25 protein-coding genes are annotated in these 24893 nt (G+C 71.1%); 4 read left to right on the top strand and 21 right to left on the bottom strand.

Translation table 11 applies throughout. The features are described from left to right. Positions 1 to 245 precede the first annotated feature (245 nt). The 9 genes from ACQP0P_RS19110 to ACQP0P_RS19070 all read right to left on the bottom strand — a co-directional run bounded on the left by ACQP0P_RS19110 (position 246) and on the right by ACQP0P_RS19070 (position 8183). Complete coding sequence (locus tag ACQP0P_RS19110; protein ID WP_355553292.1) at positions 246 to 620, bottom strand: metal-sulfur cluster assembly factor; 375 nt, start codon at positions 618 to 620, stop codon at positions 246 to 248. Beyond that, positions 617 to 1054 (bottom strand): Fe-S cluster assembly sulfur transfer protein SufU, encoded by a 438-nt coding sequence (sufU, locus tag ACQP0P_RS19105; RefSeq protein WP_433378559.1) that lies wholly within the window; start codon positions 1052 to 1054, stop codon positions 617 to 619. The genes ACQP0P_RS19110 and sufU overlap by 4 nt, the downstream gene beginning before the upstream one ends. A gap of 118 nt (positions 1055 to 1172) precedes the next feature. Beyond that, positions 1173 to 2435 (bottom strand): cysteine desulfurase, encoded by a 1263-nt coding sequence (locus tag ACQP0P_RS19100; protein ID WP_433378556.1) that lies wholly within the window; start codon positions 2433 to 2435, stop codon positions 1173 to 1175. After that, positions 2435 to 3208, bottom strand: coding sequence for a Fe-S cluster assembly ATPase SufC (gene sufC / locus ACQP0P_RS19095; RefSeq protein WP_030904847.1), 774 nt, complete (start codon positions 3206 to 3208; stop codon positions 2435 to 2437). Before sufC ends, ACQP0P_RS19100 begins: the two co-directional genes overlap by 1 nt. Positions 3209 to 3210: 2 nt before the next feature. Next, positions 3211 to 3528: a Rieske (2Fe-2S) protein gene (locus ACQP0P_RS19090; RefSeq protein WP_326639038.1), complete on the bottom strand. Its 318-nt coding sequence runs from the start codon at positions 3526 to 3528 to the stop codon at positions 3211 to 3213. Beyond that, entirely contained in the window at positions 3525 to 4646 is a 1122-nt protein-coding gene (sufD, locus tag ACQP0P_RS19085) for a Fe-S cluster assembly protein SufD (RefSeq protein WP_433378551.1), read from the bottom strand. The genes ACQP0P_RS19090 and sufD overlap by 4 nt, the downstream gene beginning before the upstream one ends. Next, entirely contained in the window at positions 4646 to 6058 is a 1413-nt protein-coding gene (gene sufB / locus ACQP0P_RS19080) for a Fe-S cluster assembly protein SufB (protein WP_433378549.1), read from the bottom strand. Before sufB ends, sufD begins: the two co-directional genes overlap by 1 nt. Continuing rightward, positions 6055 to 6864, bottom strand: coding sequence for a helix-turn-helix transcriptional regulator (locus ACQP0P_RS19075; RefSeq protein WP_433378546.1), 810 nt, complete (start codon positions 6862 to 6864; stop codon positions 6055 to 6057). The genes sufB and ACQP0P_RS19075 overlap by 4 nt, the downstream gene beginning before the upstream one ends. An 86-nt stretch (positions 6865 to 6950) precedes the next feature. Then, positions 6951 to 8183, bottom strand: a complete 1233-nt coding sequence (locus ACQP0P_RS19070; protein WP_433378543.1) for a multidrug effflux MFS transporter — start codon at positions 8181 to 8183, stop codon at positions 6951 to 6953. Positions 8184 to 8429: 246 nt separating this feature from the next. On the opposite strand from ACQP0P_RS19070, the gene ACQP0P_RS19065 reads away from it, so the two are divergent. The 3 genes from ACQP0P_RS19065 to ACQP0P_RS19055 all read left to right on the top strand — a co-directional run bounded on the left by ACQP0P_RS19065 (position 8430) and on the right by ACQP0P_RS19055 (position 11224). Then, the gene (locus ACQP0P_RS19065) at positions 8430 to 9338 is read left to right on the top strand and encodes an ABC transporter ATP-binding protein (RefSeq protein ID WP_433378540.1); all 909 of its coding nucleotides are present in this window, start codon (positions 8430 to 8432) and stop codon (positions 9336 to 9338) included. A 122-nt stretch (positions 9339 to 9460) separates the two neighbouring features. Next, the gene (locus ACQP0P_RS19060) at positions 9461 to 10177 is read left to right on the top strand and encodes an ABC transporter permease (protein ID WP_433381972.1); all 717 of its coding nucleotides are present in this window, start codon (positions 9461 to 9463) and stop codon (positions 10175 to 10177) included. Positions 10178 to 10321: 144 nt separating this feature from the next. Next, positions 10322 to 11224, top strand: coding sequence for an EamA family transporter (locus ACQP0P_RS19055; protein WP_433378537.1), 903 nt, complete (start codon positions 10322 to 10324; stop codon positions 11222 to 11224). Between the two features lie 18 nt (positions 11225 to 11242). Here ACQP0P_RS19055 and ACQP0P_RS19050 read toward each other — a convergent pair whose 3' ends face one another. The 11 genes from ACQP0P_RS19050 to ACQP0P_RS19000 all read right to left on the bottom strand — a co-directional run bounded on the left by ACQP0P_RS19050 (position 11243) and on the right by ACQP0P_RS19000 (position 21754). Further along, a complete protein-coding gene (locus ACQP0P_RS19050) occupies positions 11243 to 11935 on the bottom strand; it encodes a GntR family transcriptional regulator (protein ID WP_433378534.1) in 693 nt (230 codons plus the stop codon). A 141-nt stretch (positions 11936 to 12076) separates the two neighbouring features. After that, entirely contained in the window at positions 12077 to 12784 is a 708-nt protein-coding gene (locus ACQP0P_RS19045; protein WP_433378531.1) for an ABC transporter ATP-binding protein, read from the bottom strand. Continuing rightward, the gene (locus tag ACQP0P_RS19040) at positions 12777 to 13640 is read right to left on the bottom strand and encodes an ABC transporter ATP-binding protein (protein ID WP_433378528.1); all 864 of its coding nucleotides are present in this window, start codon (positions 13638 to 13640) and stop codon (positions 12777 to 12779) included. The genes ACQP0P_RS19045 and ACQP0P_RS19040 overlap by 8 nt, the downstream gene beginning before the upstream one ends. After that, positions 13637 to 14599 carry a branched-chain amino acid ABC transporter permease gene (locus tag ACQP0P_RS19035; protein WP_433378525.1) on the bottom strand — a complete coding sequence of 321 codons (963 nt, stop codon included), beginning with the start codon at positions 14597 to 14599 and terminating at the stop codon, positions 13637 to 13639. The genes ACQP0P_RS19040 and ACQP0P_RS19035 overlap by 4 nt, the downstream gene beginning before the upstream one ends. Then, complete coding sequence (locus tag ACQP0P_RS19030; protein ID WP_433378522.1) at positions 14596 to 15489, bottom strand: branched-chain amino acid ABC transporter permease; 894 nt, start codon at positions 15487 to 15489, stop codon at positions 14596 to 14598. The genes ACQP0P_RS19035 and ACQP0P_RS19030 overlap by 4 nt, the downstream gene beginning before the upstream one ends. Continuing rightward, positions 15486 to 16661 (bottom strand): branched-chain amino acid ABC transporter substrate-binding protein, encoded by a 1176-nt coding sequence (locus tag ACQP0P_RS19025; protein ID WP_433378520.1) that lies wholly within the window; start codon positions 16659 to 16661, stop codon positions 15486 to 15488. Before ACQP0P_RS19025 ends, ACQP0P_RS19030 begins: the two co-directional genes overlap by 4 nt. 273 nt (positions 16662 to 16934) lie before the next feature. Beyond that, a complete protein-coding gene (locus tag ACQP0P_RS19020; RefSeq protein ID WP_433378517.1) occupies positions 16935 to 17936 on the bottom strand; it encodes a proline racemase family protein in 1002 nt (333 codons plus the stop codon). A 36-nt stretch (positions 17937 to 17972) separates the two neighbouring features. After that, positions 17973 to 18866 (bottom strand): dihydrodipicolinate synthase family protein, encoded by an 894-nt coding sequence (locus ACQP0P_RS19015; protein ID WP_433378514.1) that lies wholly within the window; start codon positions 18864 to 18866, stop codon positions 17973 to 17975. Continuing rightward, a complete protein-coding gene (locus ACQP0P_RS19010; RefSeq protein ID WP_433378512.1) occupies positions 18863 to 20278 on the bottom strand; it encodes an FAD-dependent oxidoreductase in 1416 nt (471 codons plus the stop codon). Before ACQP0P_RS19010 ends, ACQP0P_RS19015 begins: the two co-directional genes overlap by 4 nt. Next, positions 20275 to 20577: a (2Fe-2S)-binding protein gene (locus tag ACQP0P_RS19005; RefSeq protein WP_433378510.1), complete on the bottom strand. Its 303-nt coding sequence runs from the start codon at positions 20575 to 20577 to the stop codon at positions 20275 to 20277. Before ACQP0P_RS19005 ends, ACQP0P_RS19010 begins: the two co-directional genes overlap by 4 nt. A gap of 13 nt (positions 20578 to 20590) precedes the next feature. Continuing rightward, positions 20591 to 21754, bottom strand: a complete 1164-nt coding sequence (locus ACQP0P_RS19000; RefSeq protein ID WP_433378507.1) for an NAD(P)/FAD-dependent oxidoreductase — start codon at positions 21752 to 21754, stop codon at positions 20591 to 20593. A gap of 258 nt (positions 21755 to 22012) precedes the next feature. Between ACQP0P_RS19000 and ACQP0P_RS18995 the strand changes: the two genes are divergently transcribed. Then, the gene (locus ACQP0P_RS18995; RefSeq protein ID WP_433378504.1) at positions 22013 to 23005 is read left to right on the top strand and encodes a COX15/CtaA family protein; all 993 of its coding nucleotides are present in this window, start codon (positions 22013 to 22015) and stop codon (positions 23003 to 23005) included. Between the two features lie 371 nt (positions 23006 to 23376). Here ACQP0P_RS18995 and ACQP0P_RS18990 read toward each other — a convergent pair whose 3' ends face one another. Then, a complete protein-coding gene (locus tag ACQP0P_RS18990) occupies positions 23377 to 24666 on the bottom strand; it encodes a PrsW family intramembrane metalloprotease (RefSeq protein ID WP_433378502.1) in 1290 nt (429 codons plus the stop codon). Between the last annotated feature and the right edge of the window lie 227 nt (positions 24667 to 24893).

Here is a 24893-nt window from a genome sequence, read left to right as displayed (position 1 = left end):
GTGCAAGTCGAGGCGCACCGCACGGAGCGGGTCTAGTTTACCCGCACGCAGTCAAACCACGATCAAGCATACCCGGCGTTCGCAGTGCCGAGTTCGGTCGGGGCGTCCAGCATGAGCCGATCGCTTGTCCGTCGATTGGAGCCAACACTCCCGGCCGGGCTTTTCTTCCCAGCCTCCGTGATCCTCTCACACAATTGGGTACGGCCCGAACCCGGGGGGGTGCGAGCCGTACCGGCGATCGCGTCTCAGACGTTGAAGCCGAGCATCCGGAGCTGCTCGCGCCCCTCGTCGGTGATCTTGTCCGGGCCCCACGGCGGGAGCCAGACCCAGTTGATCTTCACGTCGGAGACCATGCCGTCCAGGGCCGAGTGCGCCTGGTCCTCGATGACGTCGGTCAGCGGGCAGGCCGCGCTGGTCAGCGTCATGTCGATGGTGGCCACCGGCAGGGCGTCCCCCTCGCCCCCCTCCGCGGGGTCGAGGTGGAGCCCGTAGATCAGGCCCAGGTCGACGACGTTGATGCCGAGTTCGGGGTCCACGACGTCCTTGAGGGCCTCCATGACCTCGTCATGGGTGGTGTCCCCGTCATACGCCGTGGTCGGCGTCTCAACAGCCTTGCTCATTTCGTGCTCCTCACGACCGCGTCCTTGTAGGCCATCCAGGCCAGTAGCGCGCACTTCACCCGGGCGGGGAACTTCGCGACCCCGGCGAAGGCCACGGCATCGCCCAGCAGGTCCTCGTCCGCCTCGATCTTTCCTCTGCCCTGCATGAGCCGGGTGAACTCATCCACGACGCCGAGCGAGTCGTCGACGGTCGAGCCGGTGGCCAGCTCATGCAGCACCGAGGCCGCGGCCTGGCTGATGGAGCAGCCCTGCCCGTCGTAGGAGACGTCTTCGACCTTGCCGCCGTCGCCCAGCTTCACCCGCATGGTGATCTCGTCGCCGCACGTCGGGTTCACATGGTGGACCTCGGCGTCGTACGGGTCGCGAAGACCCCTCCCCTGCGGGTGTTTGTAGTGCTCCAGGATCAGCTCCTGGTACATGGACTCGGCGATCATAGGGTCGTGCTCACCTTCTCGTTCGCTGCGCCGTACGCTCGCGCGTCGCCGGGCGCCGTGCCGTGGGCGTGTGGCGCCCGCCGTCCGCTCGCCCGCCGGCTCGACTGCTCGGGCATGACTAGGCGAACACCTTCCGCACGTGGTGGAGGCCGCGGACCAGAGCATCGATCTCGGCCGTTGTGTTGTACAGGTAGAAGGACGCCCGCGTGGTCGCGGGAATTCCGAATCGCAGGTGGAGCGGACGGGCGCAGTGGTGTCCCACGCGCACCGCCACGCCGAAGTTGTCATCCAGGATCTGCCCGACGTCGTGCGGGTGAATCCCCTCCAGCGTGAACGAGACGGTGCCACCGCGGTCGGCGAGGTCCAGCGGGCCGATCACCCTCAGGCCCGGGATCTCTCCCAGCGCACCGAGCGCGTAGGCGGTGAGCTCGTGCTCGTGCCGGACGACGGCGTCCATCCCGACCTCGGACAGGTAGTCGACCGCGGCGCCGAGGCCGACCGCCTCGACGATCGGCGGCGTACCCGCCTCGAACTTGTGCGGCGCGGGCGCGTAGGTCGAGTGGTCCATCCAGACCGCCTCGATCATCTCGCCGCCGCCCAGGAACGGGGGCATGGCCGCAAGCAGCTCACCACGGGCCCACAGCACGCCGATCCCCGAGGGGCCGACGACCTTGTGGCCGGTGAAGGCCAGGAAGTCGACGCCCAGCGCGGCCACGTCCACCTGCTGGTGGGGCACCGACTGCGAGGCGTCGAGCATCATCAGCGCGCCGACCTCACGGACCCTGGCGAGCACCGGGGCGACCGGGTTGACCGTGCCCAGCACATTCGACTGGTGCACGATCGAGACGATCTTCGTGCGCTCGGTGACGAGCTCGTCGAGGTTCGACAGGTCCAGGCGGCCGGAGTCGGTGACGGAGAACCAGCGCAGCGTCGCGCCCGTGCGCTGCGCGAGCATCTGCCACGGCACGATGTTGGAGTGGTGCTCCATCTCGGAGATGACGATCTCGTCTCCGGGGCCGAGCCGGAAGCGCGGGTCCTCGCCGACGGGGTTGCCGAAGGCGTACGCCACCAGGTTGAGCGCCTCGGAGGCGTTCTTGGTGAAGACGATCTCGTCGCGGTCGGGCGCGCCGACGAAGGCGGCGACCTTGTCCCTGGCGTTCTCGTACGCCTCGGTGGACTCGGCGCCCAGCGCGTGCATGGCGCGGCCGACGTTGGCGTAGTGCATCGCCATGTGCTCGCGCATCGCCTCGACCACCTGGGTCGGCTTCTGCGCGGAGTTGCCCGAGTCGAGATAGATCAGCGGCCTGCCGCCGGGAAGCTCTCGGGAGAGGACCGGGAAGTCCTTCCTGATCCTCTCCACGTCAAGGCCGGTGTCCACCATCAGGCCGACGCCTTCGTGTAGGCCTCGTAACCCTCGTTCTCAAGCCGCTCTGCGAGCTCGGGGCCGCCCTGCTCCACGATCCGCCCCGCGGAGAAGACGTGGACGAAGTCCGGCTTCACGTAACGCAGGATGCGGGTGTAGTGGGTGATGAGCAGCACGCCGGTCTCGCCGTTCGAGCGGAAGCGGTTGATCCCCTCGGAGACCACGCGCAGCGCGTCGACGTCGAGGCCGGAGTCGGTCTCGTCGAGAACCGCGATCTTCGGCTTGAGCAGCTCCAGCTGGAGGATCTCGTGGCGCTTCTTCTCACCGCCGGAGAAGCCCTCGTTGACATTGCGCTGAGCGAAGGCCGCGTCGATGGACAGGGCGTCCATGCCGGACTTGAGGTCCTTGGCGAACTGGCGGAGCTTGGGGGCCTCGCCACGGACGGAGGTGACCGCGGTGCGCAGGAAGTTGGAGACGCTGACACCGGGGACCTCGACCGGGTACTGCATGGCGAGGAACAGCCCGGCGCGGGCGCGCTCGTCGACGGTCAGCTCCAGCAGGTCGACCCCGTCGAGCAGGACCTGGCCGCCGGTGACCGTGTACTTGGGGTGACCGGCGATCGCGTACGCGAGCGTGGACTTGCCCGAGCCGTTGGGGCCCATGATGGCGTGGGTCTCGCCGGCCCGCACGGTCAGGTTGACGCCGCGCAGGATCTCCTTGTCGGCGACGTTGACGTGCAGGTCGCGGATCTCCAGGGTGGAACCCGAGGGAACTCGGCTCGTGTCAGACACTTTTATGACTCCTTCGAGAGCGAGACGAGGACGTCATCGCCGTCGATCTTGACTCGGTAGACGGGGACGGGCTTGATGGCGGGCGGACCGGTGGGCTTGCCCGACCGCAGGTCGAAGCACGAACCGTGCAGCCAGCACTCCAGGGTGCCGTCGTAGACCTCACCCTCGCTGAGTTTCACCTCCGCGTGGGAGCACACGTCGTGCAGCGCGTAGACCTCATCGCCCCGGCGGACCAGGGCAACGGGGGTCTCGCCCACCTCAATGCCGATCACGCCCTCGTCGGGGATGTCGGCGAGCTTGCAGACCTTCTCGAACGTCACTTCTCAAGCTCCGCCTCGACCCGGGCGAGCACCCGCTCGCGAAGCTCGGAGATCTCGATCTTCTCCACCAGCTGTGCGAAGAAGCCCCTGATGACGAGGCGACGCGCGTCCTCGTAGGGGATCCCCCGGGCCTGCAGGTAGAAGAGGTGCTCGTCGTCGAGGCGGCCGGAGGTGCTGGCGTGGCCGGCACCGGTGACCTCTCCGGTGAGGATCTCCAGGTTGGGCACCGAGTCGGCGCGGGCGCCGTCGGTGAGCAGCAGGTTGCGGTTGAGCTCGTAGGTGTCGGTGCCCTCGGCCTCGACCCGGATGATGACGTCGCCGATCCAGACCGCGTGGGCGTCCTGCCCCTGCAGCGCTCCACGGTAGTCGACGTTGCTCCGGCAGCCGGGCCGGGAGTGGTCGACGAGCAGGCGGTGCTCCAGGTGCTGGCCGGCGTCGACGAAGTAGAGGCCGCTCAGCTCGGCGTCGCCGCCGGGCCCGGAGTAGGAGACCGAGGGGGAGAGCCGGACCAGGTCGCCTCCGAGGGTGACCACGAAGCTGCGGAAGGTCGCGTCCTTGGCGAGCAGGGCGTGGTGGTGGGAGACGTGCACGGCGTCGTCCGCCCAGTCCTGCAGGCTGATGACCTTGAGCGTGGCGCCCTCGCCCACGACGAACTCGACGTTGTCGGCGTAGAGCGCGCTGCCCTGATGGTCGAGGACGACCACGGCCTCGGCCATCGGCTCCAGCTTCACGACCGTGTGGCCGTAGGCTGCGCCCCGGCCGGACCCGGTGAGGGTGACCACCGTCGGGGTGGAGGCGACGGCCTCGCGCGCCACCGTGATCACGGTGGCCTTCTCGAAGGAGGCGTAGGCCTGGGCGCTGACCCGGTCGGCGGGCACATAGGCCCGGCCGAGCCGCGCGTCGTCACGGCCGACGGTCTCCACGGTGACCTCGGGGGCGGCGTCGACGTGCACGACCACGTTCGCGGAGGCCGCGACGCCCTCGTGCAGGCCCTTGAGCCGGGAGAGCGGGGTGAAGCGCCACTCCTCCTCCCGGCCGGTCGGGACCGCGAAGTCCGCCACGTCGTACGAGGCCTTCTCGTGGAGCGTCGACAGGGGTTTGGCGGTGTCGAGACCCATCAGCCGACGGCTCCTTCCATCTGCAGTTCGATCAGGCGGTTCAGCTCCAGGGCGTACTCCATCGGGAGCTCGCGGGCGATCGGCTCGACGAAGCCCCGGACGATCATCGCCATGGCCTCGTCCTCGCCCATGCCGCGGCTCATCAGGTAGAAGAGCTGGTCGTCGGAGACCTTGGAGACGGTGGCCTCGTGCCCCATGGAGACGTCGTCCTCGCGCACGTCCACGTAGGGGTAGGTGTCGGAGCGGCTGATCTGGTCAACGAGCAGCGCGTCGCACTTGACGGTGCTGGCACTGCCGTACGCGCCCTCCTCGATCTGGACCAGACCGCGGTAGGAGGTGCGGCCGCCGCCCCTGGCGACGGACTTGGAGATCACCGAGGAGCTGGTGTTCGGTGCGAGGTGCACCATCTTGGAACCGGCGTCCTGGTGCTGCCCCTCACCGGCGAAGGCGACGCTGAGGGTCTCGCCCTTGGCGTGCTCGCCCATGAGGTAGACGGCCGGGTACTTCATGGTGACCTTGGAACCGATGTTGCCGTCGATCCACTCCATGGTCGCGCCCTCGTACGCCACGGCGCGCTTGGTGACCAGGTTGTAGACGTTGTTCGACCAGTTCTGGATGGTCGTGTAGCGGCAGCGCGCGCCCTTCTTCACGACGATCTCCACGACCGCGCTGTGTAGCGAGTCAGAGGAGTAGATCGGCGCGGTGCAGCCCTCGACGTAGTGGACGTAGGAGTTCTCGTCCACGATGATCAGGGTCCGCTCGAACTGGCCCATGTTCTCGGTGTTGATCCGGAAGTAGGCCTGGAGCGGGATCTCCACGTTGACGTTCGGCGGCACGTAGATGAAGCTGCCGCCGCTCCAGGTCGCCGTGTTCAGCGCGGCGAACTTGTTGTCGCCGACGGGGATCACGGTCCCGAAGTACTCCTTGAAGATCTCCTCGTGCTCCTTGAGGGCGGTGTCGGTGTCGACGAAGATGACACCCTTCTCCTCAAGGTCCTCACGGATCTTGTGGTAGACCACCTCGGACTCGTACTGGGCGGCGACGCCGGCGACCAGGCGCTGCTTCTCCGCCTCGGGGATGCCGAGCTTGTCGTAGGTGCTCTTGATGTCGTCGGGCAGGTCCTCCCACGAGGTGGCCTGCTTCTCGGTCGAGCGCACGAAGTACTTGATGTTGTCGAAGTCGATCCCGCTGAGGTCGGAGCCCCAGTTCGGCATGGGCTTCTTGCCGAACAGGCGCAGCCCCTTCAGGCGAAGGTCCAGCATCCACTCCGGCTCGTTCTTCAGCGCGGAGATATTGCGGACGACCTCTTCGGACAGGCCGCGTCGGGCCGTCGCTCCCGCGGCGTCCGAGTCGGCCCAGCCGAACTTGTAATTCCCGAGGCCTTCCAGCTCCGGGCGGTCGGTGACAGTCACCTTCCGGTCTCCTTGCTCGATATGTCGATCGTTTCGTGGGTTGCTGGTGATTGCACCGGCGTGGATGCCGGGGCGTTCGTCGCGCGCTCCCTCGCGCCCGGCCCGGAATCCCGGCGGGGACTCACGTGCGTGGTGCACACGCCGTCACCGTGGGCGATGGTCGCGAGCCGCTGCACGGGAGTGTCGAGGATGCGCGCGAACGCCTCCGTCTCGGCCTCGCACAGCTGCGGAAACTCCGCGGCCACGTGCGCCACCGGGCAGTGGTGCTGACACAGCTGTTCACCGCCGAGGCTGGCCCTGCTCGCCGAGGCGGCGTAGCCGTCGGCCGACAGCGCCTCGGCAAGGACGCGCACCCGCTGGTCGGCGGGGACCTCGCGCATCTCCGGCCGCAGGCGGGCGACCAGGCCGGCCACCTGTGATCGGGCGAACTCCGCGACGGCCTCCTCGCCCACGCGCTCGGCCAGGAAACGCAGCGCGCTCCCGGCGAGCCCGTCGTAGGCGTGCTCGAAGGCGCTCCGGCCGGCGTCCGTTATGGCGAACAACTTGGCAGGCCGGCCACGCCCGCGCTGGCCTCGCGGCCTGGCGGTGCGCGTCTCGGCCATTCCCTCGGCCAGCAGTGCGTCCAGGTGCCTGCGGACCGCTGCGGGGGTGAGGCCCAGCCGCTCACCGAGAGCGGCGGCGGTGACGGGCCCGTGCTCCAGGATGAGCCGGGCGACACGCGCTCGCGTGCTGCGCTCGGCGGACACGGCGGAAGGCCGCACGATGGCGGCTCCCTCGGTGCCCTGCGTCCCGGTCACGTATTTCACAACATCAGTGTGCCGTAATTGCTTCCCGAGTTACAAACCAATGTTCAGCCGCCTCAAATGCGATTTGTCACGCAGGCAAGGCTTACCTAACCTGCGGAAACATTCCGCGCGCCTCCTCGCAGCCCGGTGAAGGCCAGGAGCGAGACGAGGGTGAAACCGGCCAGCACGACGGCCATCGGCAGCGCGGAGCCCTCGCCCCCCAGGCCCACCAGCGGTGCGGCGAGCGCGCCGAGCGCGAACTGCAGCACACCCGTCAGCGCGGCGGCACTTCCGGCGATCTGCGGGGGCTGGCCGGCCAGGGCGAGCGCGGCGCTGCCGGGCATGACGAAGCCCGCACCACACATGATCACGAACAGCGCGGCGACCAGCACCGGCAGGGGCAGGTGGAACAGCGCCGTGGCGAGCAGCGTCACGGCTCCGGCCGCGCTCGTGAACAGTCCGATCAGGATCAGCCGGGCCGGGTCGATCCGGCGCCCCGCGAGGCGCCCGCCGATCTGCGCGGTGACGGTCAGCCCCAGGGCGTTCAGCCCGAACACCAGGGAGAAGGTCTGCGCCGAGGTGTCGTAGACCTCCTGGAGCACGAAGGGCGATCCGGAGATGTAGGCGAACATGCCCGCGAAGCCCAGCCCTCCGGCCAGGGCGGGGGCCGTGAAGGACCGATCGCCGAGCAGGTGCCGGAAGGTGACGAGGGTGTGCCGCAGCCCCCCGCCCTCACGCTGGTCCGCGGGGAGCGTCTCGTGCACCCCGGACAGCGCGGCGGCCAGCAGCAGCAGGCCGGCGACGCTCAGCGCGACGAAGACGCCCCGCCAGGAGGTGTGGTTGAGCAGCTGCGCGCCCGCGAGCGGGGCCAGGATCGGCGCGAGGCCGGTCACCAGCATGAGGGTGGCGAAGATGCGGGCGATGGCCGCCCCCTCGTACAGGTCCCGGACGACCGCGCGGACGATCACCAGTGCGGCGCCGCCCGCGATGCCCTGGAGCAGGCGCAACCCGACCAGCCCGTACACCGAGGGCGAGAAGGCGCACAGCAGCGAGGCGACGGCGTAGGCGAGGATGCCGAGCAGCAGCGGCCCCCGCCGGCCGCGCACATCGCTGAGCGGGCCGGCGACGACCTGCCCGGCGGAGACCCCGATGAGGCAGGCGGTGAGGGTGAGCTGCACCTGTGCCTGCCCGGTGCCCAGGTCGGCGGCGATGGCCGGGAAGGCCGGCAGATACATGTCGATCGACAGGGGACCGATCGCGGAGAGCGCACCCAGGATGATCAGCAACAGTCTGCGCCGCGTGCCCGGCACCACGTCCGACTCGCCGACGACGGCGGTCATATCCGTACTCCCCTTTTGATCGCAGGCCACGATGGGCCCGCAGGGGCCGAAGCGTCCCAACCATCAACAGGTCATCCGAATTCCTGGATTTAGGAAATTTCCCAGAAAGAACCTAAAAGCACTGACCGGCAAAAGCCCTCTGGGAGCACCCGGCGCCTCAGGGCCGGAACTCCTGGCCGGTATGGAGCGGCCCGGACGCGTGGTCCGGGAACATGACCGGCGGCCGCGGTCCCTAAACTCGTGGCCATGGAATCCCCAGCCGTCGAGATCGTCGACCTGGTCAAGAGATACGGCGGAACGACCGCTATCGACGGCCTGACCTTCAACGCCGCCCGAGGCGCGGTCACCGCCGTGCTGGGCCCCAACGGGGCCGGCAAGACCTCCACGCTGGAGATCTGCGAGGGATTCCGCCGGGCCGACGGCGGCAGGGTGAAGGTGCTCGGACTCGATCCGTCCAGGCCGGAGCTGCGGGCCAGGGTCGGGGTGATGCTCCAGGCGGGCGGCGTTCCCCCGGCGACCCGCTGTGGGCAGTGGCTGCGGCTGATGGCCCGCTTCCACGCCCACCCGCTCGATCCCGCGGCGCTGCTGGAACGGCTGGGGCTGACCGAGCACGCCCGCACCCCGTACCGGAGGCTCTCCGGCGGCCAGCAGCAGCGCGTGTCGCTGGCCGGAGCGGTCATCGGCCGCCCCGAGCTGGTCTTTCTCGACGAGCCGACCGCGGGCCTGGACCCGCAGGCCAGGCACGCCTGCTGGGAGCTGGTACGCGAGCTGCGCGCGAGCGGGGTCTCGGTGGTGCTCACCACCCACCACATGGACGAGGCGGAGAGGCTCTCCGACCAGATCGTGATCATCGACCGCGGCCGGGTGGTCGCCGAGGGCACCCCCTCCTCCCTCACCGGCGCTGAGCGGCAGCTGCGCTTCCGTGCCCGCCCCGGGCTCTGCCTGGACGAGTTGCTCGCCGCGCTGCCCGCCGGCAGCTCGGCCAAGGAGTCACCGGCGGGGCACTACATCATCGAGGGTCAGGTCGCGCCCGGCCTGCTGGCCACCGTGACGACCTGGTGCGCCGCCGAGGGCGTGAGCACCGACGACCTCAGCATCGAGCGGCGTACCCTGGAAGACGTCTTCCTGGAGCTGACCGGGCGCGAGCTCCGGTGACGCTCCCGGCACCCACCCCTTCAGCACGCACGGATCCGGGCGCGGCCCGAGCCAGACCACAGGAGAGCCGCTTGACCACCCTGGACCTCACCCCGGCCCCCGGAGCCGCGCCGCTGCACCGGATGGTGGCGGCCCAGGCGGGCGCGGAGATCCAGGCGATGCTCCGCAACGGCGAGCAGCTACTGCTCACGATGATCATCCCGGTGCTGCTGCTCGTCGGCCTCTCGGTCGCCCCGATCATCGACGTGGGCGGCGGTTCCCGCATCGACTTCATGGCCCCCGGAGTGCTCGCGCTGGCCGTGATGTCCACCGCCTTCACCGGGCAGGCCATCGCGACGGGCTTCGAACGCCGCTACGGCGTGCTGAAGCGGCTGGGCGCGACCCCGCTGTCGCGGACCGGGCTGATGCTGGCCAAGACGCTCGCGGTGATCGCCGTGGAGGTCATCCAGGTCACGGTCATCTGCGGGGTGGCGCTCGCCCTGGGCTGGCGCCCGGCGGGCTCGCCGCTCGCGGTGCTGCTGCTCGTCGTGCTGGGCACCGCCGCGTTCAGCGGGCTCGGCCTGCTGATGGCCGGCACGCTGCGCGCCGAGGCCACGCTCGCCGCGGCGAACCTGGTCTACCTGGTCCTGCTCGCCTGCGGCGGGATCGCCTTCCCGCTGACCAGGTTCCCCGAGTCGGTACGGCCGGTGCTGGAGTCGCTGCCGATCTCCGCGCTGAGCGGAGGGCTCCGCGCGGTCCTGAGCGAGGGGGCGGGACCGCCTCTCGCCGCGCTGGCGGTCCTCGCGGCGTGGGCCGCGGTGTCGCTCTTCCTGACCTCGCGAACCTTCCGCTGGGAATGAGGTGACCCCTCCGGTTCGTGGTGGCCCGCCCCATGGCGGCCGGCCTCTTTCCCGGGCCCGTCTCGCATCGCGGACGTCGCTGAAAACGGGAGCCCCGACAAGTAAGGTGCCATTAACTATTTTGCACCTGGCACAAGGAGTGTCGTGACCGCCGAAGCCCTGCCCGGGCCCGCCGAACCCCGCAGACCGGGAGCGCTGCTGAGGGCCGCCTCCGACGCCATCCCGCCCTCCGGGCTGGTGCTGCTGGCCATCCTGTCGGTACAGGTGGGCGCGGGTTTCGCCAAGGACCTGTTCTCCCAGCTGCCACCGAGCGCGGTGGTGTTCCTGCGGATCGGGACGGGTGCGCTGATCATGGGGATGATCGCCAGACCCCGGCTGAAGGGATTGACCCGGGCGGACCTCGCGGCGGGCGCGGCCTTCGGCCTGACGCTTGGCCTGATGAACCTGTCGTTCTACGAGGCGCTGGCCCGGCTGCCCATGGGCATCGCGGTGGCGATCGAGTTCCTCGGACCGCTCGGTGTCGCGGTGGCGGCCTCGCGCCGCCGCCTCGACCTGCTCTGGGTCGTGCTCGCCGCCTCCGGCGTGGTGCTGCTGGCCCCGTGGGGCACGTCGGCCTCCAGGATCAGCTGGGCCGGAATCGCCTTCGCCCTGGTCGCGGGGGCCTGCTGGGCCGGCTACATCCTGCTGGCGGCCTCGGTCGGCCGGCGCTTCCCCGGGGCCAGCGGCCTCTCCCTGGCGCTGATCATCTCCTTCGTGCTGATCGCCCCCTTCGGGATCACCTCGGGCGGCGCCGACCTGCTCCGGCCCGAACTGCTGCTGATCGGTGTCGGGGTGGGCCTGCTGTCGTCGGTCATCCCCTACTCGATAGAGCTGGAGGCGCTGCGCAGGATGCCCAAGCGGGTCTTCGGCATCCTGATGAGCCTGGAGCCCGCGGCGGCCGCGCTGGTCGGCCTGCTGGTACTGGGCGAGGTGCTCCAGGTACGCGAGTGGGCCGCCATCGGCTGCGTGGTCATCGCCAGCGTCGGCGCCACCCGCGGCTCGCGCTGACCCGTGCCGGCCGCGCCGCTACTCGGGGCGGCTGGCCCAGATGCCGCGTACGTGCCGGATGTGCTCGCGCATCAACCGCTCGGCACCGCTCACGTCTCCTGCCGAGAGCAGGTCGAGCAGCGTGAGGTGCTCGCGGGCGGAGTCGACCAGGCCGCCCCTTTGGTGCAGGGCGGACAGGCCGTACAGACGGGCCCGGTTGCGCAGGTCGCGGACCACCTCCACGAGGTGGGAGTTGCCCGCCAGAGCGAGCAGGTCCAGGTGGAAGCGGATGTCGGCGTCGACGTAACCGAGCAGGTCGCCGCGCTCGGCCGCGTCGACGATCGCCTGGGCCTGCGGGCGGAGCGCCTCGAAGTTCGGCGCGCCCACGGTGCCGGCCGGTCTGCCGGCCAGTTGCGACACCGTGGGCACCTCGATCAGCCTGCGGAGCTCGGTCAGCTCGTCCAGGTCGCGCTCGGACAGCTCGGTGACCCGGAAACCCTTGTTGCGCACCGCCTCGACCAGGCCCTCCTTGGCCAGGTCGAGCATCGCCTCGCGCACCGGGGTCGCCGAGACGCCGAACTGGGCGGCGAGGGCCGGGGCGGAGTAGACCATGCCGGGTCTCATCTCACCGGTGATCAGTGCCGCCCGGAGCGCGTGCGCCACCTGCTCCCGCAGGCTCTGCCGCTCACTCACAGCCGGCAGGTCGAGCCGGCCGTCCGCCCTAGGAGCCATACCCAACCCTCTCGTGTCGCTCGTGTGCACACCCGGTGGGCCGAGCCCGCCACCTTCACATCCTCCCAGGCCATGCGCGTGCCCCCGGACACCCGGTGCCCTCGTCCGGAAGGCACGGCACCGGCGGCGGTCCCGCCTCCCTCAGCCCCCGCCGAGGTAGGCCTCGGCCACCCGGGGGTCCCGGCGGAGCTCGGCGGCGAGCCCGTCGAGGACGCACTCGCCGTTCTCGATCACGTAACCGCGGTGGGCGATCCCGAGGGCGGCGACGGCGTTCTGCTCGACGAGCAGCACCGAGGTGCCCTCGGCGTTGATGCCCGCGATGAGTTTCATGACCGAGGCGACGACCAGCGGCGCCAGGCCCATGGACGGCTCGTCCAGCAGCAGCAGCCGGGGCCCGGTGACCAGCGCCCGGCCGATGGCGAGCATCTGCTGCTCGCCGCCCGACAGCGTGCCCCCCTGCTGGGCGCGCCGCTCGGCCAGGCGGGGCAGCAGCTCGTACACGTGCTCGATCCGCCTGCGGATCTCCGCCTGGTCGCGGACCAGGTAGCCGCCCAGTTGGAGATTCTCGTGGACGCTGAGCGTGCTGAAGATCCTGCGGCCCTCGGGGACGTGCACCAGGCCGCGGGCGGTGATCCTGTGCGGCTTCCGGCCGGTGATCTCGTGGCCGTCGAAGAGCACCCTGCCGCCGCTGGGGCGCAGCAGCCCCGAGACCGCGGCCAGCGTGGTGGTCTTGCCCGCGCCGTTGTTGCCCAGCAGGGCGACGATCTCGCCCTCGGCGACGCCGAGGGACAGGCCGCGCAGAGCGTGCACGCCGCCGTAGTGAACGTCCAGCCCGTCGATGTCAAGCATGCGCGTCGCTCCCGGCCGAGTCCTCTTTCCCCGAGTCGTCCTGCCCCGGGGCGTCCTGCCCCGCGATCTCCCCCAGCGCGGTCTCCTCCAGGGCCGCGGGGTCGCCGCCGAGGTATGCCTCGATGACCGCCGGGTCGCGCCGGACGTCCTCGGGGCGGCCGTCGGCGATCTCCCTGCCGAAGTTGAGCACGACCACGCGCTCGGAGACCTCCATGACCAGCCCCATGTCGTGCTCGATGAGCACGATGGCCACGCCGAGCGCCTGGATGCGCCGGATCAGGTCGAGCATCTCGGCCTTCTCACCGTGGTTGAGCCCGGCCGCGGGCTCGTCGAGCAGCAGCAGGTCGGGCCGGCGGGCCAGGGCGCGGGCGATCTCGGTGCGGCGCTGCTCACCGTAGGGCAGGGCTCTGGCCTGCCCGTACCGGTCGCCGCGCAGGCCGACGAAGTCCAGCCAGTGGTGTGCCTGCTCGGTGCACTCGCGCTCGGAGCGCCGGTAGCGCGGGGTGTGCAGCAGGGCGTCCAGAACGCTCTGGCGCAACCACAGGTGCGATCCGGCGCGCACGTTGTCCAGGACCGACAGCTCGCCGAACAGGCGCAGGTTCTGGAAGGTCCGCGCGACGCCCAGGCCCGCGATGGCCGAGGGCCGCAGTCCGGGCAGGTCCCTTCCGCGCAGGGTGATCCGGCCCGAGGTGGGCCGGTAGAAGCCGGTGACACAGTTGAAAGCCGACGTCTTGCCCGCCCCGTTGGGCCCGATCACCGAGACGATCTCCGCCTCGCCCACCGAGAACGACAGGCCGTCGATGGCCACCAGCCCGCCGAAGGACAGGCGCAGGTCGGTCACGCTCAGCAGGCTCAAGGGACCTCCTTGGAACGGGCCGGCCAGAGCCCCTGCGGGCGCAGCAGCATGAAGGCGATGAGCAGGACGCCGAAAAGGAAGAACCGGTAGTCGGCGAGGTCGCGCAGGATCTCCGGCAGGATGCTGATCACGACGGCCCCGACGACGACGCCGGGCATCGAGCCCATGCCGCCGAGGACCACGGCCATCAGCACCAGCGCCGACGACAGGAAGGTGAAGCTGCCCGGCGAGATGGCCGACAGGTGCGCGGCGAACAGCACCCCGGCCAGGCCGCCCCAGACCGCCCCCGCCACGTAGGCGGCGAGCTTGACCCGGTAGGTGTGCACGCCCATCGCCTCGGCCGCGTCCTCGTCCTCCCGGACGAAGCGCCAGGCCCGGCCCAGGCGGGAGCGGCCCAGCCTGGCCGCGCCGAGGACGGCCAGCGAGACGACGACCACGGTGAGGTAGTAGAAGGCCACCGGACCTTCGACCAGGTGCGGGATACCGTAGATGCCCGAGGGGCCGCCGGTGACGTCCAGGTTGTTGGCGGTGATCCGGATGATCTCACCGAAGCCGAGCGTCACGATGGCGAGGTAGTCACTGCGCAGCCGCAGCGTCGGCGCGCCGATGACGATCCCGGCGACGACCGTGACCACGATCACGGCGGGCACCGTGGCGAGCAGCGGCAACTCCAGGCGGGTGGCCAGCACCCCGCTGGTGTAGGCGCCGACCGCGAAGAAGGCGACGTAGCCCAGGTCGAGCAGGCCGCAGTAGCCGACCACGATGTTCAGCCCGGCGGCGAGCATCACCGCGATGGCCGCGCTGGTCATGACCGACAGCGCGTACGGCGTGGCGTCGACGAAGGGGGCCAGCAGCGCGACCAGCAGCCCCGCGAGCCCGGCCCAGCGGTTCTGCAGCAGCTTCGAGGCCCTGCTGGGCGGCGAGTCCGTGCCGAGGCGGCGGACCTTGGTCGCGCTCACACCCGCTCCGTCACACGCTCGCCGAGCAGGCCGGTGGGCCGCACCGTCAAAAACAGGATCAGCACCCCGAAGGCGAACACGTCCCGCCACTCGCCGCCCAGCCAGAACGTGCCGAACGACTCCAGCAGCCCGAGGAGCAGGCCGCCGAGCATGGTGCCGGGGATGTTGCCGATGCCGCCGATGACCGCCGCCGTGAAGGCCTTGAGGCCGATCAGGAAGCCCATCATGAAGTCGATCTTCCCGTAGTAGGCCCCCGCCATCACGCCCGCGGCCCCCGCCAGGGCCGAGCCGACGAAGAAGGCGCGGGAGATCACCGCGTTGACGTCGATGCCCATCAGCGCGCTGGTACGCGGATCCAGCGCGATGGCCCGCATCGCCCTGCCCTCCCGGGTCCGGGTGACCAGCAGGTTGAGCCCGGCCATCAGCAGCACCGCCACGCCGATCAGGACGAGTTGCTGCGGGATGATCCTGACGCCAAGGACCTCCAGCGAGGTACCGCCCAGCCGCACCGGGTAGACCCGGGGGTCTGCCCCGGCCACCGCGCGCATCCCGTACTCCAGGGCGAAGGAGGCGCCGACGGCGGTGATCAGCAGGGACAGCCGCGGGGCGCGGCGTAGCGGACGGTAGGCGATCCGCTCCAGCGCCACCCCGGCCAGGCCGGTGAGGACCATGGTCGCCAGGAGCACCGCGAGCAGCAGCGGCAGGGCCATGGCTGAGGACACGCCGCCGACCGCGCCGAGGATGGCGAAGCCGGCGAACGCGCCGAGCATGTACAGATCGCCGTGGGCGAAGTTGAGCAGCTTGATGATCCCGTAGACCATGCTGTACCCCAGGGCCACCAGGGCGTAGAACGAGCCGACGAACAGCCCGTTCCAGATGAGTTGCGTCACTTCAGGGAGTCCTGCAGGGCGAATTTGTCGCTCTTGACGACGAGGATCTGGAAGCCTCCGTTTGCCAGGGTGTGTTCGGGGGTGAACTTCAGCGGCCCGGAGAACATCGGGAAGCCGTCGATCGCCTCAAGCGCCGCGATGACCTTGGTTCCGTCGGTGCCGCCCGCCTTGGTGACCGCCTCCGCGGCCAGTCGCACCGCGTCGTAGGCCTGGTTGGAGTACGGGCCCGGCTCGGCGCCGTACTTCTTCTTGTAGGCGTCGATCCAGCCCTCGGCGCCCTCCAGGGTGTCGGGGGTCTGGGTCATCGTGGCGTAGAGGCCCTCGGCGGCCTCGGCTCCGGCGATCTCGACCAGCTTGGGAGAGACCGAGCCGTCGCCGACCATGATGGAACCCTTGTACCCGGCCTGCCGGAGCTGGCGCGCGATCAGGCCGCCCTCCTGGAAGTACCCGGTCCAGTAGATGAAGTCGGGCTTCTTGGCCAGCACGTTGGTGATGTTGGCGCTGTAGTCGCTCTCCTTCGGGGTGACCGCCTCGGTGATCGCGGCCTCGGCCCCGCCGGGGGCCTCCAGCAGTGCCTGAGTGCGCAGCGCGATGTCCTTGGAGTAACTGGTGTTGTCGTGCATCAGCGCGACGCTCCCGGCCCCCTGCTTGGTGATCCACTTCTCCGCGGCCGCGGCCTGCTGGGAGCCGGTGCCGTTGATCAGGAAGACGTGCTTGAGCTTCTGGTCGACCAGCTCCTGGGAGTTGGCAGCCGGAATGATCATGGGAATGCCGGCCTTGCCGAAGATCGGCAGGGTGGGGAGCGTCGCTCCGGAGCAGTAGCCGCCCACCGAGACGTCGATTCCCTCGGTGACCAGCTTGTTGGCGCCGGCGGCGGCCGACTGGGCGTCACAGGCGTCGTCGGCGGTCTTCAGTTCCAGCGTGCGGCCGAGCACGCCGCCCTTGGCGTTGATCTCGTCGATCGCGAGCTGCGCCGCGTTGCTCATGTAGGGACCGATGGCGGCCTCGCTGCCCGACTGCGGGATCAGCATGCCGAGGACGATCGGCTCGTCCTTCCCGGCCGCGGTCTGCCCGGCGCCGTCACCACCGCCGAGCAGTCCCTGGCCACACCCGGTGACCAGGAGGCCGAGAACGGCCAGCGACGTGAAGGATTTCAGGGGGATGGCACGCATGTGCTGCTCCTCACATCTGGCGATGTGTGACATTGCACGTGCATTTCGAAGGACGCGTCAAGGCCCGAAACAAGATCGTTAGCGTTAGGACACCGCTTCTTCCGCAAGCTGCGACCCACCGGGACACAGACCGCCACCGGAGCCGGGAACGGTGACGTCTCCGCTGGTCAGACCGAGTGCGACCGAGCCCGGGCCGGCCGGGGCCCGACCGGCCGCAGAGCGGCCGGCCGGGCCCGGTCAATCCAGATGTCAGCAGGTCGGCGGGGTAGCGGGTCAGAGGAGGAAACCCTCGGGAAACGGGTCGCGGGGGTCGAGGAAGTACTGGGCGGTGCCGGTGACCCACGCCCGCCCGGTGATGGCGGGGACCACCGCGGGCAGGCCTGCCACCTCCGTCTCCCCGACGAGCCGCCCGACGAACCGGGTGCCGATGAACGACTCGTTCACGAAATCGGTGTCCATCGGAAGCTCGCCCCTGGCGTGCAGCTGGGCCATCCTGGCACTGGTGCCGGTGCCGCAGGGCGAGCGGTCGAACCAGCCGGGATGGATCGCCATCGCGTGCCGCGAGTGCCTGGCGTCGGAGCCCGGCGCCGTGAACTGCACGTGATGGCAGCCCCTGATACCGGGGGCCAGCGGGTGCACCGGCTCGTCCTGCTCGTTGATCGCCCCCATGACGGCCAGCCCCGCGTCGAGGATCCGCCGGCCGTGCGAGCGCTCGAACAGCAGGCCCACGGACTCGATCGGCAGGATCGCGTAGTAGTTGCCGCCGTAGGCGAGGTCATAGGCGACCTCACCGATGCCGGGCACCTTGACGACGCGGTCCAGCCCCGCGCTGAAGGAGGGCACGTTGGTGATGGTCACCTCGGTGGCGGCCCCGTCCTCGACCTTGACCTCGGCGACGACCAGCCCGGCCGGGGTGTCCAGCCTGATGGTGGTGACCGGCTCGGCGACCTCCACCATCCCGGTCTCGACGAGGACCGTGGCGACGCCGATGGTGCCGTGCCCACACATGGGCAGGCAGCCCGACACCTCGATGTAGAGCACGCCGTAGTCGGCGTCGGGCCGGGTGGGCGGCTGCAGGATGGCCCCGCTCATCGCCGAGTGGCCGCGGGGCTCGTACATGAGCAGGGTCCGCAGGTGATCCATCTCGGCCAGGAAGTGCTCGCGCCGCTCGGCCATGGTCACACCGGGGATGACCCCCACTCCCCCGGTGATCACCCGGGTGGGCATGCCCTCGGTGTGGGAGTCCACCGCGTGGAAGATCCTCTTCGTCCTCATCGACTCTCCTCGCGAGAAAGGGAAAACGGGACCGGCCTACCGCAGTCCCTCGGCCAGGGCCTTCTCGGTGGCCGCGCGGACCGCGGCCTCCTGCTCGCCGGGGAGCCCGAGCCTGGGCGGCCGGCACGGGCCGCCGTGGCGTCCGGCCAGGTCCATGGAGAGCTTGATGGCCTGTACGAACACCGGTTTGGAGTCCCAGCGGAGCAGCGGGTGCAGCGCGCGGTAGAGCGGCAGAGCGGTGGCCGTGTCCCCGGCGGCGGCCGCCCGGTAGAGGGCGACCGTCGAGGCGGGCAGCGCGTTGGGGAAACCGGCCACCCAGCCGACCGCTCCGGCGGTGACCAGTTCGAGCAGCACGTCGTCGGCTCCGGCCAGCACGTCCAGCCCCGGGGCCAGCTCGGCGATCTCGTAGATCCGGCGGACGTCGCCGCTGAACTCCTTGACGCCCGCGATCAGGCCCTCGGAGTGCAGGGCGGCCAGCAGGCGTGGGGTGAGGTCCACCCGGGTGTCGAAGGGGTTGTTGTAGGCCACCACCGGCAGACCGGCCCTGGCCACCTCGCGGTAGTGCTCCAGCACCGTCCTGTCGTCGGCGCGATAGGCGTTCGGCGGGAGCAGCATCACCGCGCGGCACCCGGCCTCACCGGCCTGCTCGGCCCAGCGTCGGGCCTCCAGGGCGCCGTAGGCCGCGACGCCCGGCATGACGCGGTCGCCGCCGACGGCCGCGACCGCGCTCTCCACCACCGAGGCTCGTTCCTGGGAGGTCAGCGTCTGGTACTCCCCCAGCGACCCGTTCGGCACGACGCCGTCACAGCCGGAGGCGACCAGCCACCGGCAGTGCTCGGCGTAGCCGTCCAGATCGACCGAGAGGTCCACGCGCAGGGGCAGCGCGGTGGCCACCGTCACGCCGTGCCAGGGTTTCACGCGGGTTGTCATGCCTCATCCTTCCGAGGGGGTACGAAGCCGGGGGGCTTTGGCCGGTCCGGGGAGACCGGGGTCCGCGCGGCGAGGTCGCCGAGTCTGACGGGCTGGGCGATCGGGCGCCGGGGCGGCGCGGGGTCCTCGCCGACGAGGCAGGCGACCGCGTAGCCGCACATCCGGCCCTGGCACCACCCCATCCCCGGGCGCGCCAGCAGCTTGACCGAGCGCGCGTCGACGGCGCCCATGGCCTGGGCCTCGCGCACCGCCGACAGGGGGACCTCCTCGCAGCGGCACACCAGCGTGTCGTCGCGGAGCCAGTCCTGCCAGCCCGGCCGCAGCGGGTAGGCGCCCTGCAGGGCTCGCGCGAAGGCGGCGAGCCGGTCCCTGCGCCGGGACAGGGCGGGGTCGGGCGGCGTGGGGCGGCCCAGGTCGGCGGCCGCGGCCCGGCCCGCGATCCGGCCCTCCACCTCGGCGAGCGCGGCCCCGCCGACACCGGTGGTCTCCCCCGCCGCGTAGACGCTGGGCACGCTGGTGCGCATGCCCGCGTCCACCGCGACGACCGGACCGCCGTCGGGGTCGCGGCGGGTGGCGCAGTCCAGCTGGAGGGGCAGGTCGAGCTGGGGGACGAAACCGTAGCCGCAGGCGAGGGTGTCGCACTCGACGGTTCTCGTCGAGAGCGGCCGCCAGCTGGGATCCAGGCTCGCCACGGTGACGTGGGTCAGCGCGCTCTCACCGTGCGCGGCGATCACCGCCTCGCGGCCACGGTAGGGAACCCGGTGGCGGGCCAGGCGCGCCACGTACCCGAGGGCCTCCGCCGCCCGGCCGGCGGCGAGCAGCGGATGCCTGGCGAGCCCGAGCCTGCGGTTGGCCTCGTGCACGCCGAGCACCTCGGCCCCCGCGTCCGCCAGGCCCGCGGCGACCGGGAGCAGGAAGGGGCCGGTACCCGCGACCACGATCCTGCGGCCCGCGAGGACCAGATCACCCTTGAGCAGTGCCTGCGCACCGCCCGCGGTGAGCACGCCCGGCAGGTCCCAGCCGGGGAACGGCAGCGGCCTGTCGTGGGCGCCGGTGGCGATCAGCAGCCCGCGCGCGGTCACCCTGCGAGGCCGTTCCTCGCGGTCTCCCTCCAGGCAGCGCACGGTGATCGCCCCGTCCGCGCGCTCGACGGCCCAGACCCGCGTGCCCAGCAGTACCTCGGCGCGCTCGCGGAGCGTCTCCCACTGGCGGGTGAACCTGTCGAGGCCGTGGTGGAGCGCGCCGGGCCTGGCGGCGTGGAACCCCTCGGCGGGGCGCCGGAAGTACTGGCCGCCCGGTCGCCCGGCCCCGTCGACCAGCACGACGTCCAGCCCGGCCAGGGCGGCGGTGAGCGCGCCCGCGACCCCGGCGGGACCCGCGCCGACGACGGCCAGGTCGTGGATCCGCGTCATCGGCCGCTCACCGGAGCGTCTCCGGTGGTGACCAGGTCTCCCGGACGGGCCTCGGTCAGGCAGGCACGCAGGGAGGGGACCCCGTTCACCGTGACCAGGCAGTCGAAGCAGACCCCGATGCCGCAGAAGAGCCCGCGCGGGCGCCCGCCGAACCTGGTGGTGCGCCACGAGCGGATGCCCGCGCCGTGCATGGCGGCACCGACACTCTGGCCTGGGATCACCGCGACGGGGACGCCGTCCACGCTGATCTCGAACTCCGGCTCCGGCCGCGCCCGCACCAGGCGGTACGGCCCTCTCATCGGACACCTCGGGTCATGACGCCTCCTGCGGGAAACGGTCCGGGCGGAAGGGGGCGAGGTCCACCTCGGGGCGGAGTCCTGCCAGGAGCCGGGCGATCAGGTGGCCGGTGGCCGGGGCCAGGCCGACACCCGCGCCCTCGTGGCCACAGGCGTGGTAGAGACCGGGGACCCGGGGATCCTCGCCGATCACCGGCAGGTGGTCGGGGCAGTAGGGGCGGAAACCGCAGTAGGCCCGGATCACCCGGTAGGCCGCCAGGGCGGGGAACAGCTCGACGGCCTGGCGGGCGAGGCGTTCGAGCACCGGAACGGAGACCGTACGGTCGAAGCCGACCCGCTCTCGACTGGCGCCGATGAGCACCGGCCCCGACGGGGTGCTCTCCACCACCGCGGACGTCTCCAGCCCCTCGGAGTCGCTGGCCACCGCGGTGACGTAGGCGGCGGTGTAGACCTTGTGCCTGATGAGCGGCCCGGCGAGTGGCTCGGTGACCAGGATGAAACCGCGCCTGGGCAGGATGGGGACGCGCACCCCGGCCAGCGCGGCGATCTCGCCGCCCCAGGTGCCCGCGGCGTTGACGACGGCTCCGGCGAGGATGTCGCCGCGGGAGGTGGTGACGCCGGTGACCCGGTCGCCGTCGCGGAGGAAGCCGGTCACCGTGACACCGGTGCGCAGCATCAGGGCGCCGTGCCCGAACCGTTCCGCGCCCCGCCGGATGAGCCCGGCCGCCGCCAGCATCGGCTGCACCTGGGCGTCGTGCGGGTAGAACACGCCGCCGGCGAGCCCTTTCGCCAGGTGGGGCTCGTAGTCGCCGAGTTCTCCGGCGGCGACGGCGACGCACTCGACGCCCTGCCTGCCCGCCAGGCCGGTGAGCGCCTCAAGCACCTCGTCCGTCTCGGCGACCACCAGGCCGCCCTTGGCCTCGAACTCGAACCCGCCATCGGGCCCATCGACGGGCCCGTCGGCGGCCAGGTCACGCCAGAGCCGGTTGGAGAGCAGCGCCAGGTCGAGTTCGGGGCCCGGCTCCTTGTCGGAGACCAGCACGTTGCCCTCGCCCGCACCCGTCGTGCCGCCCGCCACCGCCCCCCGGTCGACGACCACCACGTCCAGCCCCGCACGGGCGGCGTAGTAGGCACAGGCTGCGCCGACGACCCCGGCTCCGACGACCACGACGTCCGGCATGACTCACCTCGCTCCCGGGCTCGCCAGTAATATGTCACATACCTTTGTGTGGATCAATGCACCGGACCGGACGTCACGGGCGTGCCACCGGCTCAGCCCACCCCTACCCGTGGACCCGTGAGGCACGCCGTCCGAGGTGAGCGGCCCCTGCCCGAGATGCCGGCAGGCGCGAAACGACCGGGGCCGAAGCCTCCGTACCGGCCCCGGCGCCAGGGGTCCGCAGCGGGACCGCTCCCCTCGCCGCCTAGCATGTGAGCCGTGAAGCACCTCCTTGACCAGTCCCGTCTGCAGACCGCGAAACTGACCTGGATCGTGGGGCCGCCGACCTTCCGCACCCTGCGCCGCTGGGCGCTGGCGTCGGTGGCGGTCAACGTCGGGATCACGGTGACGGGTGCCGCGGTGCGGGTCACCGGCTCCGGCCTGGGCTGCCCCACCTGGCCCAGGTGCACGCCGGACAGCTTCATCCCGGTGGCCCACGACGACATCTCGCCGATCAACATGGCGATCGAGTTCGGCAACCGGCTGCTGACCTTCCTGGTGCTGGCCGTCGGCCTGGCCTGCCTGCTCGCCGCCCTGCGGCTGCTGCCCCGCCGCCCCGATCTGGTCAGGCTGGCCTGGCTGCAGCCGATCGGCGTGGCCGTGCAGGGACTCTGGGGCGGCCTGGTCGTGCGCACCGCGCTCAACCCGGTCACCGTGAGCGTGCACTTCCTGGTCTCCGTCGGCATGATCGCCGCGGCGTACGCGCTGTACGCCCGGGCCGGCGAGGGCGCGGGCCCGCCGCGGCGCCTGGTCGACCAGCACGTCCGCACACTCGGTTTCGTGCTCACCGCCGCCGTGTTCGTCCTGCTCGTCGTGGGCGTGGTGGTGACCGGCACCGGGCCGCACTCCGGGGACGTGATGGCCTCCCGGTTCGACTTCGACATCGAGACCGTGGCGAGGATCCACGCCGACGTCGCCTACGTGGTGGTCGGCCTCACCTTCGCGCTGGCGTTCGCGCTGCACATCACCGACGCACCCGGGCCCGCCCGGCGGGCCGCCTGGACGCTGCTCGGGGTGGAGGCGGCACAGGGCGGAATCGGATACGTCCAGTACTTCCTGGGCGTACCCGCGGCCCTGGTCAACCTCCACGTGCTCGGCTCGACCCTGGTCTGGGTCTGCGCGCTGCGGGTGGTGTTCACGATGCGCTCGCGCGGCCCGGCGGGCGCGACGGCCGCCGAGAGCGCGGACGAACTCGACCGGGTCCCGGCCTGACCGCCGGCTCCGCTCCCGCCGTGAAAGGCCCGCGACGGCCGGGTGGAAACCGGTCCGGAAGATCCTGACCCACCGGACGCGTTCGACTCGGCCGTCACCTGACCGCGACAATGGCCGGATGCCGCTGTCGCGAAGGTTCTTCCGGCTCTCCTACCAGGGCGCGGTGCTGCTGAGCGTCCTGGCCGTCGCACCGCTGACCTGGGTCTGGCTGGCCAGCTCCGGCCAGACGACTCCTCCCAGCGGTGGGCCTCCACCTACGCCTACGCGGCCCGCGAGTTCGCCGCCTCCGCGAAGGGCCTCCTCGACGCCGCGGTCCTCGACTCCGCTCCCGTCTTCCCCGGGCCGCGCGAGACCACCCTGGAGGCCGCGCTTCAGTCGGGGTGAACGCCGTGCCCGGGGGGCGGACGCCACTGAGCGGCGTCGGGGCGCCCCGAGGTCCCGGGGGCACCGCCCCACGGATACGGCGAGCCGCCCGGTGGCCGTGCGCCGGGCCCATACCCCGGCGGGACGTTGCCGCCGCCAGGGGGCTGCGGTGGCGGCTGCGGGGGGAACTGGGCGCGGGAGGCGGCCATGCACTCCAGCAACGCCCGCTGCTCCTCGTTGAACGTACGCTCGTCGATCACGTGCCCCCTGGCCCGCTCGTGGAGCAGGCCCAGCTCGGTGGCCGCGAGCTGGTAGTCGCTCATCGCCCGCAGGCCCGTCCTGCCGCCGTTGTTCCTGGCCCACTGCCTGGCATGGCGGCGCCCTGGCAGGGAGGAGAGCATCGCGATGTCGTACGAGGAGACCAGCCCCGTCGCCCAGTAGGCGGGCAGGTAGGTCTGGATGAGCCCGATGATCCGCTTGCGGTCACGGAAGATGATCCAGATCAGCACGAACAGCACGATCATCAGCAGCAGGTAGGCGATGGCCAGGCCGGCGATGCCGACGTAGGAGGCGAAGCCGTTCCAGATGCCGTGCAGCAGCATCGCGCCGATCCACCCGGCGGCGATGACGAAGATCCGGCCAGGCCCCCGGCGCTGCGCCGCGTAGGCCACCGCGACACCGATCATGGAGGTGAACAGCGGATGGGCGAACGGTGAGAGGATGCCGCGCAGCACGACGGTCACCGCCAGGCCCTGCGCGCCCATGTCGTCGAGCGCGGCCACGTAGTAGCTGACGTTCTCGCTCATGGCGAAGCCGAGGCCGACCATACTGGCGTAGATGATGCCGTCGGTGGGCCCGTCGAGCTCCGCGCGCCTGAACTTGAGCAGACCCAGCAGCACCAGGCCCTTCATCGTCTCCTCGACCACCGGGGCGCCGAACGTGGCGGCGATGTTGCGCGCGTAGTCGTAGCCGAGCCCGGCGGCGTTCTCGATGTAGACGAGGCCGAGGGAGTTGACGACCCCGGCGACCAGGACCGCCACACCCGCTCCCCAGGCGAACGCGAAGATCAGGTTGCCTCGCGGCTCGGGCTCGATCCGGTCGAGCGCCAGCACCGCGGCCAGCAGCACGGGAACGGGCGCCAGCGCGAGGAGCAGGGCGATGAAGAAATAGACGGGATCGCCGTTCAGCACGTCGAAGGAGAGCGACACCAGGCCGCACAGTCCCGTCAGGACGAGTCCGATGATCAGCGCGAGCGACGGGCGGTCCCTGAGCACCCACCGGGGGTCACGGCTGGCCATGAGGTAACCGTAACCGTTGACTTCCACCCCACGAATCAAACCGGGATATCCCAGCGTGAAGGTCTACGATCGGCGCCTGGCGGCCGGCCCTCCACGCCCCGGATACGGAAACCATGCCGAGCGCTGGAAGGCTCCCGGGGCTGGAGCGGTGATCCGGCTCCCGAGGTTTTCCGACGACCATGAGTTGCCCTCCCCACGACCAGGCCCGGCCCGGGCCGGCCAAGAAA

It is taken from the genome of Streptosporangium sp. CA-115845, from assembly GCF_050943795.1.
Taxonomy (GTDB): Bacteria; Actinomycetota; Actinomycetes; order Streptosporangiales; family Streptosporangiaceae; genus Streptosporangium.
This window is presented reverse-complemented; position numbering and strand designations above follow the sequence as displayed.